Annotated in this window: 1 protein-coding gene; it reads left to right on the plus strand. The window is 33.7% G+C overall.

What is annotated here, in order from left to right:
- Positions 1-846 (plus strand): HNH endonuclease signature motif containing protein (locus D2K62_RS18630; protein ID WP_232828049.1); only part of this gene is annotated, 846 nt, incomplete at its 5' end.
- Positions 847-992 lie beyond the last annotated feature (146 nt).

Below are 992 nucleotides of genomic sequence, written 5' to 3' on the forward strand. Positions count from 1 at the left end.
AAAAATTCTTCCGAATTTCTCGGTTTCTCCATTAAAGCAGTAAGAAAGGGTAAAACGAGGTTCGGCTATGTAGCCAAGTCAAATATGTCTAAAAATGCAAAACTCAATGCTTCTAACAAAATAAAAGAAGCAATCAAAGCTGTTCAGAAACATCCTAGTAATCAAACCGTTTGGAATTTTAACACGATCGTTATGGGGATACAAAATTACTATTCAGCAGCCACTAGAATTACGATAAATCTTAATGAGTTAAACTCTTATCTACGAAAAACGATGTATAATCGCCTAAAGATTCTTAGAACTGACGCAGAATTTCATGACATGACCAAGACATTACAAAAGAGGTATAAAGGATACAAATGCAAACTGTATAAGATACAAAACATGGTGTTTGTTCCCATTCATGCCCAAAAATATAAAACGAATTTGTGTTTTTCCCAGGATACGTGCAATTACACGACCGAAGGTAGAGAAAAGATACACAAAGGGTTAAAAGCTATAAATAAAGATGTCTTATCTTACATCATGAAAAGTTTTATTCCAAATCGGACAATTGAATATAACGACAATCGAATAAGCAAATTTATCGCTCAGTATGGTAAGTGTACCATTTCCAGAGTAAAACTAGGTCTAAATGATTGGCATTGCCACCATAAGAATCCTTATCATCTTTCAAAAGATGATTCATTTTCTAATCTAGTAATACTGCATGAATCAGTCCATAGACTAGTACACATGAAAGACAACGATAAGATTAAAGCATTAATAAAAATCTTAAATCTCTCTAAAAAGCAATTAGGAAAACTGAATGAGCTTCGATTACAATGTCATAATCAAGTAATTTGATTTCGGAAGAAAGCAAAGTCAAATCTAATAATACATAGAATTGAATGAATTGGATTAGTTGGAACGCCGTATGCGGTGAAAGTCGCATGTACGGTGTGAACAGGGGGAAAAGGGAGCGATAACTTCAAACCCTTACCTATCTGTAT

It is taken from the genome of Paraliobacillus sp. X-1268, from assembly GCF_003426095.1.
Classification (GTDB): domain Bacteria; phylum Bacillota; class Bacilli; order Bacillales; family Amphibacillaceae; genus Paraliobacillus_A; species Paraliobacillus_A zengyii.